This window comes from Pseudomonas sp. P4_C1, assembly GCF_056402155.1.
In genome coordinates, this window is record NZ_JBFUHY010000064.1 from 19,026 (window position 1) to 29,234 (window position 10,209).

General features: G+C 57.6%; 9 protein-coding genes. All 9 read left to right on the plus strand.

The genetic code is table 11. The features are described 5' to 3' along the window. Positions 1–49: 49 nt before the first annotated feature. Complete coding sequence (mrcB, locus tag AC1DU9_RS23540) at positions 50–2,368, plus strand: penicillin-binding protein 1B (RefSeq protein WP_223463692.1); 2,319 nt, start codon at positions 50–52, stop codon at positions 2,366–2,368. Positions 2,369–2,384: 16 nt separating this feature from the next. Continuing rightward, the gene (locus AC1DU9_RS23545) at positions 2,385–3,122 is read left to right on the plus strand and encodes a tetratricopeptide repeat protein (protein WP_223463691.1); all 738 of its coding nucleotides are present in this window, start codon (positions 2,385–2,387) and stop codon (positions 3,120–3,122) included. Continuing rightward, on the plus strand, positions 3,122–3,457 hold the full coding sequence (locus tag AC1DU9_RS23550) for a YqcC family protein (RefSeq protein ID WP_477810862.1): 336 nt from the start codon (positions 3,122–3,124) through the stop codon (positions 3,455–3,457). Before AC1DU9_RS23545 ends, AC1DU9_RS23550 begins: the two co-directional genes overlap by 1 nt. A gap of 483 nt (positions 3,458–3,940) precedes the next feature. After that, entirely contained in the window at positions 3,941–5,665 is a 1,725-nt protein-coding gene (locus tag AC1DU9_RS23555) for an acetolactate synthase 3 large subunit (RefSeq protein WP_223463689.1), read from the plus strand. A gap of 2 nt (positions 5,666–5,667) precedes the next feature. Next, positions 5,668–6,159 carry an acetolactate synthase small subunit gene (gene ilvN, locus AC1DU9_RS23560; RefSeq protein WP_477810863.1) on the plus strand — a complete coding sequence of 164 codons (492 nt, stop codon included), beginning with the start codon at positions 5,668–5,670 and terminating at the stop codon, positions 6,157–6,159. 45 nt (positions 6,160–6,204) lie between these two features. After that, a complete protein-coding gene (ilvC, locus tag AC1DU9_RS23565) occupies positions 6,205–7,221 on the plus strand; it encodes a ketol-acid reductoisomerase (RefSeq protein ID WP_003228216.1) in 1,017 nt (338 codons plus the stop codon). Between the two features lie 144 nt (positions 7,222–7,365). Further along, complete coding sequence (gene pssA / locus AC1DU9_RS23570; RefSeq protein ID WP_056728609.1) at positions 7,366–8,223, plus strand: CDP-diacylglycerol--serine O-phosphatidyltransferase; 858 nt, start codon at positions 7,366–7,368, stop codon at positions 8,221–8,223. A 63-nt stretch (positions 8,224–8,286) separates the two neighbouring features. Beyond that, a complete protein-coding gene (msrP, locus tag AC1DU9_RS23575; protein ID WP_477810864.1) occupies positions 8,287–9,300 on the plus strand; it encodes a protein-methionine-sulfoxide reductase catalytic subunit MsrP in 1,014 nt (337 codons plus the stop codon). Next, on the plus strand, positions 9,300–9,920 hold the full coding sequence (gene msrQ / locus AC1DU9_RS23580) for a protein-methionine-sulfoxide reductase heme-binding subunit MsrQ (RefSeq protein ID WP_223463687.1): 621 nt from the start codon (positions 9,300–9,302) through the stop codon (positions 9,918–9,920). The genes msrP and msrQ overlap by 1 nt, the downstream gene beginning before the upstream one ends. The last annotated feature ends 289 nt before the right edge of the window (positions 9,921–10,209 follow it).

The window sequence follows — 10,209 nt, forward strand, 5'->3', positions numbered from 1 at the left end:
CTCGGAGCGCTCCTGTTGAGGATGAATAAAGTGCGTATAATCCGCCGCCATGACTCGTACTCGAACTCCCCGCACCCCGAAAAAACCACCCTCCAGGGGCCTGCGCCCGTGGCTGGGCTGGGCCATTAAACTCAGTCTGGTCGCCCTTGTGGTGCTGGCCGGATTCGCCGTTTACCTTGATGCAATCGTCCAGGAGAAGTTCTCCGGCAAGCGCTGGACCATTCCGGCCAAGGTTTACGCGCGTCCGCTCGAGCTGTTTGTCGGACAAAAGCTGAGCAGGGATGATTTTCTGACCGAACTCGATGCCCTGGGCTATCGCCGTGAAAGCGTGGCCAATGGTCCGGGGGTGGCGTCGGTCAACGGCAATACCGTTGATCTGAATACCCGTGGCTTCCAGTTCTACGAAGGTATGGAACAAGCGCAACCGGTACGGGTGCGTTTCTCCGGCGATTACGTGGCTGAATTGTCGGGCGCCAAAGGTTCGACGCTTTCGGTGGTGCGTCTGGAACCACTGTTGATCGGTGGCTTGTACCCGAAAAACCTCGAAGACCGGATCCTGATCAAGATCGATCAGGTGCCGCCGTATTTGCTCGACACCCTGGTGGCGGTCGAGGATCGTGATTTTTACCATCACTTTGGCGTTTCGCCGAAGTCGATCGCCCGTGCTATCTGGGTCAACGGTTCGTCCGGTCGCATGCGTCAGGGTGGCAGTACCCTGACTCAGCAGTTGGTGAAAAACTTCTACCTGACCAACGAACGCAGCCTGAGCCGCAAACTCACCGAAGCGATGATGGCGCTGCTGCTTGAGGTGCATTACGACAAGCCCGAAATCCTTGAGGCTTACCTCAACGAAGTGTTCATCGGGCAGGACGGCCAGCGCGCGGTGCACGGTTTCGGTCTGGCCAGCCAGTTCTTTTTCAGCCAGCCGCTGGCCGAGCTCAAGCTACATCAAGTCGCACTGCTGGTGGGCATGGTCAAAGGGCCTTCTGCCTATAACCCGCGTCGTTATCCGGAGCGTGCCCTTGAACGGCGCAACCTGGTACTCGATGTGCTGCAAGAGCAGGGCGTCGCGACTGCCGAGCAGGTTGAGGCAGCGAAGAAAATGCCACTGGGCGTGACCAAGCGCGGCAGTCTGGCGGACAGCTCGTTCCCTGGCTTCCTCGATCTGGTCAAGCGTCAGTTGCGCCAAGACTATCGCGACGAAGACTTGACCGAAGAAGGTCTGCGCATCTTCACCAGTTTCGACCCGATCCTGCAGATGAAGGCTGAAGCGTCGGTCAACGACACCTTCAAGCGTCTGGCGGGGCGCAAGGGTTCCGATGACGTTGAAGCGGCAATGGTCGTGACCAACCCGGAGACCGGTGAGGTGCAGGCCATGATCGGCAGTCGCCAGGCCAGTTTTGCCGGGTTCAACCGGGCGCTGGACGCTGTGCGGCCAATCGGCTCGCTGATCAAGCCGGCGGTGTATCTGACTGCGCTGGAGAAACCAAGCCAGTACACATTGACCAGCTGGCTGTCGGACGAATCCTTCTCGGTCAAGGGGGCGGACGGTCAGGTCTGGAAGCCGCAGAACTACGATCGTCGCTCCCACGGTACGGTCTTCCTCTATCAAGGCCTGGCGCATTCCTACAACCTGTCGACCGCGCGGCTTGGTTTGGCGGTCGGTGTGCCGAACGTCCTGAAAACGGTGGAGCGCCTGGGGGTGTCTCGTGAGTTCCCGGCCTTCCCGTCGATGCTGCTCGGCGCGGGCGGCATGACGCCCATCGAAGTGGCAACCATGTACCAGACCCTCGCCAACGGCGGCTTCAATACGCCAATGCGCGGGATTCGAAGCGTGCTGACTGCCGAGGGCGAGCCGCTCAAGCGTTATCCGTTCCAGATTCAGCAACGTTTCGATCCTGCCTCCATTTACCTGATCCAGAGCGCCATGCAGCGGGTGATGCGTGAAGGCACCGGCAGCTCGGTTTACAGCGTGTTGCCAAGGACCCTGACCCTGGCGGGTAAAACCGGCACCAGTAACGACTCGCGGGACAGTTGGTTTGCCGGTTTCAGCCAGGACTTGCTGGCGGTGGTCTGGCTGGGTCGCGATGACAACGGCAAGACGCCATTCACCGGCGCCACCGGGGCCTTGCAGGTCTGGACCAGCTTCATGCGCAAGGCCGACCCGTTGCCGCTGGACATGCCGCAACCGGATAATATCGTTCAGGCCTGGGTTGACTCGCGAACCGGGCAAGGTTCTGACGCTGGTTGCCCTGGTGCCGTGCAGATGCCGTATATTCGCGGCAGCGAACCGCCTCCCGGCGCCGCTTGTGGTGGTGAAAACCCTGCTGAGTCGGTGATGGATTGGGTCAAGGGCTGGATGAATTAAGCAAAGAGGGTTTCAAGTGAACAAGTGGTTGATTCCAGCGATTGCCGCCGTAGCTTTGCTCAGCGGTTGCTCCACCGTACAACGCGGTTCGATTCCGGTCGTGGATTCCGGCACCGCCGTGTCCAATAGTGAGCGGATCTCGGCCAATGGCGGCTTCCGCCAGACGACCGTCAAGCGCCCTGCGCAAGGTCAGTCGCAGACCCAGGCGATACCGCAAGGTGACAGCGGCGTAGTGGTGATGGTGCCAGGCGCGGCAACGACTTCGACGCCGATCAGCACCACACCGATCACCCCGGGTCCGATCACGCCGGGGCCTATCGACACGTCGCCGGTCCAGTCGGCGCCGATCAATCAGGGCAGCTACAGCATGCCGTCGTCGCCAAGCGGGATTCCGTCGGCCAGTTCGGGCGGACTGTCTGCCGACGAGCAACTGGACGGCCCGGTATTGGCCTTGCTGACCACAGCTCAACAGCAACAGGCGGGCGGTGATCTCAACGGTGCCTCCTCCAGCCTCGAACGCGCCCAGCGTGTTGCGCCGCGTGAGCCGCAGGTGCTTTACCGTCTGGCGCAGGTGCGCATGGCTCAAGGTGACGCAGCTCAGGCCGAGCAGTTCGCTCGCCGTGGGCTGACCTTTGCCAATGGCCGTCCTGCCCTTCAGGCCAACCTGTGGGGCCTGATTTCCCAGGCGCGTGAAAAACAGGGTGACTCCCAGGGCGCGGCATTGGCACGTCAGAAGGCCAAGGTAACGCTGTGATGGATGCGCGCTTTCTGAAAATCGCCGATCAACTGTTGTTGATCGAACGCGAGTTGYGAGTGCAAGGGTGGTGGGATGAAGTTTCGCCATCTGTCGAAGCGCTTTCCAGTGTCGAGCCGTTTTCGGTCGATACACTGGATTTCGAGCAATGGCTGCAATGGATCTTCCTGCCGCGCATGAAGATGATCCTTGAGCAGGATTTACCGCTACCCAATGCTTCGGGCATTCAGGAAATGGCTGAAATGGTCTTTGCCGGACGCAATGTCCAGGGCAAGGATCGGGAGTTGCAGGTATTGCTCAAACAGTTTGATCAGTTGATCACAGCGTCTCGCTGAGCCAGAAGCTGCCAGCGTCCGCTGGCAGTTGTCCACAATCTCTCTCTATTTTGTCGGCCATTGCAAGGTAAGTGCATGCGCGTGCCAATTTTTTGCCAAAAGTTGCGCAATCGAAGCTAACACACGGTTGAATTAGAGGTTTTTTCTTGCGTTCTCATGCGCTTACTAGAATAAAGCACATAGACGACTTGACTTGCGAAGGGCGAAACAGAAGAATCCAAAGTCCGCTGTACAGGGACTGCCAGAAGCAGACCCTCTCGGCAGATCATGAGGCGCATATCCGCGTCGACCTGTTACACCCGCAACGCGTTACCTCGCGCTGGGTGGGAAAGGCCCGCAACACTTGGGACGATCCCAATACTTGCTCAGTCAGTGCTGACGTAGTCGGCGACCACCGTCGCTCATGCTCTGCCGAGAAGTAAACCTATTAAGACCCGTCCCATTTTTCGTGGGCGGTATTCTGGCGTTTTAGAGGTGAGCAACGTGGAGCTTTTATCTGGCGGTGAGATGCTCGTCCGCTTTTTGCGTGACGAAGGCGTCAAATATATCTACGGGTACCCGGGTGGTGCTCTTCTTCATGTCTACGATGCCCTGTTCAAAGAACCGGAAGTGACCCACATCCTGGTTCGTCACGAGCAAGCGGCTACCCATATGGCTGACGGCTACGCCCGTGCCACCGGTAAAGCCGGTGTGGTACTGGTGACTTCCGGGCCGGGTGCGACCAACGCCATCACCGGTATTGCCACGGCGTACATGGACTCCATTCCAATGGTGGTCATTTCCGGCCAGGTGCCGAGCAATATGGTTGGCACTGACGCATTCCAGGAAACCGACATGATCGGTATCTCCCGGCCGATCGTGAAACACAGCTTCATGATCAAGCACGCGTCGGAAATTCCGGAAGTCATGAAGAAAGCCTTCTACCTGGCGCAATCCGGTCGTCCTGGTCCGGTCGTTGTCGATATCCCGAAAGACATGACCAACCCGGCCGAGAAGTTCGAATACGTCTTCCCGAAAAAAGCCAAGCTGCGTTCCTACAGCCCAGCTGTTCGTGGTCACTCCGGTCAAATCCGCAAGGCGGCAGAAATGCTCCTGGCGGCCAAGCGCCCAGTCTTGTACTCGGGCGGCGGCGTGATCCTCGGCGGTGGTTCCGCACCACTGACCGAACTGGCGAAGATGCTCAACCTGCCAGTGACCAATACTCTGATGGGCCTTGGTGGCTACCCTGGCACCGATCGTCAGTTCATCGGCATGCTCGGCATGCACGGCAGCTACACCGCCAACCTGGCGATGCACCATGCTGACGTGATCCTCGCTGTCGGCGCGCGTTTCGACGACCGTGTCATCAACGGTGCCTCGAAATTCTGCCCGAATGCCAAGATCATTCACATCGACATCGACCCGGCTTCGATCTCCAAGACTATCAAGGCCGATGTGCCTATCGTTGGTCCGGTCGAGAGTGTCCTGACCGAAATGGTCGCGATCCTCAAGGAAATCGGCGAGACCCCGAACAAGGAGTCCGTTGCCAGCTGGTGGAAGCAGGTTGATGAGTGGCGTGGTGATCGCGGCCTGTTCCCTTATGACAAGGGTGACGGCAGCGTCATCAAGCCGCAGACCGTGATCGAAACCCTGTGCGAAGTGACCAGGGGGGATGCCTTTGTAGCTTCCGATGTGGGTCAGCATCAAATGTTCGCGGCGCAGTACTACAAGTTCAACAAGCCGAACCGCTGGATCAACTCTGGTGGTCTGGGCACGATGGGCTTCGGTTTTCCGGCAGCCATGGGCATCAAGTTGAGCTTTCCGGATGATGATGTCGTCTGCGTTACGGGCGAAGGCAGCATCCAGATGAACATTCAGGAACTGTCGACCTGCCTGCAATACGGTTTGCCGGTAAAAATCGTCATCCTGAACAACGGTGTGTTGGGCATGGTTCGCCAGTGGCAGGACATGAGCTATGGCAGCCGTCACTCTCATTCCTACATGGAATCGCTGCCTGATTTCGTCAAGCTGGCGGAGGCTTATGGTCACGTTGGTGTGCGCATCACCGATTCGAAAGATTTGAAGTCGAAGATGGAAGAAGCGTTCGCCATGAAAGATCGCCTGGTGGTGATCGATATTTCGGTCGATACCAGCGAGCACGTCTACCCGATGCAGATCAAAGACGGCTCCATGCGCGATATGTGGCTGAGCAAGACGGAGCGTACCTAATCATGCGGCACATTATTTCCCTGCTTCTGGAAAACGAACCCGGCGCTCTGTCTCGTGTAGTCGGCCTGTTCTCGCAGCGCAACTACAACATCGAAAGCCTGACCGTGGCCCCAACCGAAGACCCGACCCTGTCGCGTCTGACGCTGACCACCGTTGGTCACGATGAGGTCATCGAGCAGATCACCAAGAACCTGAACAAGCTGATCGAAGTGGTAAAGCTGGTCGACCTGTCGGAGAGTRCTCACATCGAGCGCGAACTGATGCTGGTCAAGGTCAAGGCCACCGGCGCCCAGCGCGCCGAGATCAAGCGCACTACCGATATTTACCGTGGACAGATCGTCGATGTCAGCGCCAGCGTGTATACCGTTCAACTGACCGGTACCAGCGACAAGCTCGACAGCTTCATTCAGTCCATTGGCACTGCATCGATTCTGKAAACCGTCCGTAGCGGCGTGACCGGCATTGCCCGCGGCGACAAAGTACTCAGCATCTAAACCAAATTAGCGAACGGCCTGAACGGCCTGATATAGGGGAAATTCATGAAAGTTTTCTACGATAAAGACTGCGACCTGTCGATCATCCAGGGCAAGAAAGTTGCCATCATCGGTTACGGTTCCCAGGGGCACGCTCAAGCGTGCAACCTGAAAGATTCCGGCGTTGACGTGACTGTCGGCCTGCGTAAAGGTTCGGCTACCGTTGCCAAGGCTGAAGCCCACGGCCTGAAAGTGACCGATGTTGCTTCTGCAGTTGCAGCTGCCGACCTGGTCATGATCCTGACCCCGGACGAATTCCAGTCCTCCCTGTACAAGAACGAAATCGAGCCGAACATCAAGAAAGGCGCCACCCTGGCCTTCTCCCACGGCTTCGCGATCCACTACAACCAGGTTGTGCCGCGCGCTGACCTCGACGTGATCATGATCGCGCCGAAGGCTCCAGGCCACACTGTACGTTCCGAGTTCGTGAAGGGTGGCGGTATCCCTGACCTGATCGCGATCTACCAGGACGCCTCGGGCAATGCCAAGAACGTCGCTCTGTCCTACGCTGCTGGCGTCGGTGGCGGTCGTACCGGCATCATCGAAACCACCTTCAAGGACGAGACCGAAACCGACCTGTTCGGCGAACAAGCCGTTCTGTGCGGCGGTACCGTTGAGCTGGTCAAGGCCGGTTTCGAAACCCTGGTTGAAGCTGGCTACGCGCCGGAAATGGCCTACTTCGAGTGCCTGCACGAACTGAAACTGATCGTTGACCTCATGTACGAAGGCGGTATCGCCAACATGAACTACTCGATCTCCAACAACGCCGAATACGGCGAGTACGTGACCGGCCCTGAAGTCATCAACGCCGAATCCCGTCAGGCCATGCGCAACGCCCTGAAACGTATTCAGGACGGCGAATACGCCAAGATGTTCATCAGCGAAGGCGCTACCGGCTATCCTTCGATGACCGCCAAGCGTCGTAACAACGCCGCTCACGGTATCGAAATCATCGGCGAGCAACTGCGCTCCATGATGCCGTGGATCGGTGCCAACAAGATCGTCGACAAAGCTAAAAACTAAGTCACGCCCTTGTACGAAAAACGCGGCTTAGGCCGCGTTTTTTCGTTTGGGAGGCCGGTTCTGGTATAAAGCTGCATCGTTTGCGGCCGAACCGTCGTCCCAGACACCTGTCCAGACTTTCCACCCCGTTGCAAGGTAATGTCCATGAGCGAACGCCCCGAAGAGCCAAACCAGGCTTCTGACGCCGAAAGCCTGCTGCCCATCGATGAACATGTCGAGGAAGGGCATGACGCTGAAGGTCGTAAAGTCCGGCATCGTGGTATCTATCTTCTGCCGAATCTGTTCACCACTGCGAACCTGTTCGCAGGGTTCTATTCCATCATCAACTCGATGAGCGCCCAGGCAGCCTTGAGTGCCGGCGACTCCGCCAATGCGAGCAAGTACTTTGCGTTTGCGGCCATCGCCATTTTCGTCGCGATGGTACTCGACGGCCTTGATGGTCGCGTTGCGCGCATGACCAATACCCAGAGCGCCTTTGGTGCCGAGTATGACTCGCTGTCGGACATGGTTGCCTTTGGTGTGGCGCCGGCATTGCTGGCCTTCGGCTGGGCCCTGGGTGACATGGGCAAGGTTGGCTGGATGGTCGCCTTCATCTATGTGGCGGGCGCGGCTTTGCGTCTCGCGCGCTTCAACACCCAGGTCGGCACCGCGGACAAGCGCTACTTCATCGGTCTGGCCAGTCCCGCCGCTGCGGGTGTGGTTGCAGGTATCGTCTGGGCGTTCAGCGATTACGGTATCCAGGGGTCGAAGATGTCCTTCCTGGTTGCATTGATGGTTGCTGCGGCCGGCATGCTGATGGTCAGCAACATCAAGTACAACAGCTTCAAGGAGCTGGACCTGAAGGGGCGAGTGCCTTTCGTGGCGATTCTCGCAGTAGTGTTGGTGTTTGCGGTTGTTTTCAGTGATCCGCCGCGCATCCTGCTGCTGGTGTTTCTTGCCTATGCAGCCTCCGGCCCGGTTCAATACCTGTTACATCTTCGTCGGCGTAAAAGCGTCGAGTGATGTAATTTCCCTCATACTCCGCAGTCTGTTGGTGCATCTGTTCTCCAATACTGCGGAGTAGCCATGCTGATCAAAGTCCCTAAAACATCCGACTGCCATGAGTCGGACGTCACGCCTGAATCCCTCTATCTATCTCGACGCAATGTGCTCGGCGCCACGGTCGCCGGCTTCGCTCTGGGCAGCCTGCCGCAATGGGCCAGCGCTGGCGATGCTGCGCGTTACCCGGATGTCGAGCCCGGCAAGGCGCCTGCCTGGTTCAGCGAAAAACTTCCGGCTACCCAGTGGGGTGCGATCAGCGTCAAGGATGAAGCGATCACGCCGTTCAAGGATGCGACTCACTACAACAACTTCTACGAGTTCGGCACCGACAAAGGTGATCCGGCCGCCAACGCCGGCACGCTGAAGACGCAGCCGTGGTCGGTGGTAGTGGACGGGGAGGTGGGCAAGCCTGGGCGGTATGCGCTGGAGGACTTCATGAAACCGTATCAGCTGGAGGAGCGAATCTACCGGTTGCGCTGCGTGGAAGCCTGGTCGATGGTCATTCCCTGGATCGGTTTTCCCCTCTCGGCCTTGCTCAAAGAGGTTGAGCCGACCTCGAAAGCCAGATTCATCCGCTTCGAAACCCTGCAGGATCCCAAAAGCATGCCGGGTCAGCGCTCCGGTTTTGCCTTGATCGACTGGCCATATATAGAAGGGTTGCGTCTGGATGAAGCGATGAACCCGTTGGCGATTCTTGCGGTAGGCATGTACGGGCGTGAGTTGCCTAATCAAAACGGTGCGCCGTTGCGTTTGGTGGTGCCCTGGAAATATGGCTTCAAGAGTATCAAGTCCATCGTGCGCATCAGTCTGGTCGACGAGCAACCGAAAACCACCTGGCAGAGTATTGCTTCGGATGAATATGGCTTCTATGCGAACGTGAATCCCACTGTTGATCATCCTCGCTGGACTCAGGCACGTGAGCGCCGCCTGCCCAGCGGCCTGTTCAAGCCCAATGTGCGCGACACGCAAATGTTCAACGGCTATTCAGAGGAAGTCGCCTCTCTATATGCGGGGCTCGACCTGAGGAAGAACTACTGATGCGCTATCCGTTTTGGCGTATCGGTGTCTTTGTCGTGGTGCTGGTGTGGCCGCTGCTGTGGTTGTACCAGGCCTGGGAGGATGTCCTCGGGCCGGATCCGGGCAAGGTACTGGTCGACCGGCTGGGTTTGGGGGCGCTTGTTCTGTTGCTCGTAATCTTGAGCTTGACGCCTTTGCAGAAACTCACCGGTTGGGCGGGGTGGAATGCCGTGCGGCGACAGTTGGGGTTATGGTGTTTTGCCTATGTGCTGCTCCACCTCAGTAGCTACTGCGCATTTATTCTTGGTTTTGACTGGTCTCAGTTGGGTGTCGAGTTGCGCAAGCGGCCTTACATTATTGTCGGGGTGCTGGGCTTTCTTGGTTTGCTGGCCTTGGCGGTGACTTCCAATCGATACAGTCAGCGGCGATTGGGGGCGGGCTGGAAGAAGTTGCATCGCCTTGCGTATGTCATTCTCGGGCTTGGATTACTGCATATGCTCTGGATTGTGCGCGCCGACCTCAAGGAGTGGGTGATCTATGCATCTATAGGTGCATTGCTGTTAGCGCTGCGGCTACCGCCTTTGGCTCGTCGAATTCCGCGTTTAATGGCTAGAAAGGCCTCTTCCGCCAAAAAGGCGTAAATAGTGGTTGACGGCAGATTCTGGAAGCCTATAATTCGCCCCACTTCCGGCGCAGTCGAAACGGAAAACTCCTTGGTAAACAATGAGTTACGMAGTTTTCGGCAGCRGGTTGCTTCAGKTCATCGAAGCCAAAAGGGGGTTGAAAAAGAGGTGTTGACAGCAGCGTGTAACGCTGTAGAATTCGCCTCCCGCTGACGAGAGATCTGAAGCGCAAGTGGTTGAAGTTGAAAAGGAAACTTGGAAAACTTCAGAAAATAATCACTTGACAGCAAATGAGGCTGCTGTAGAA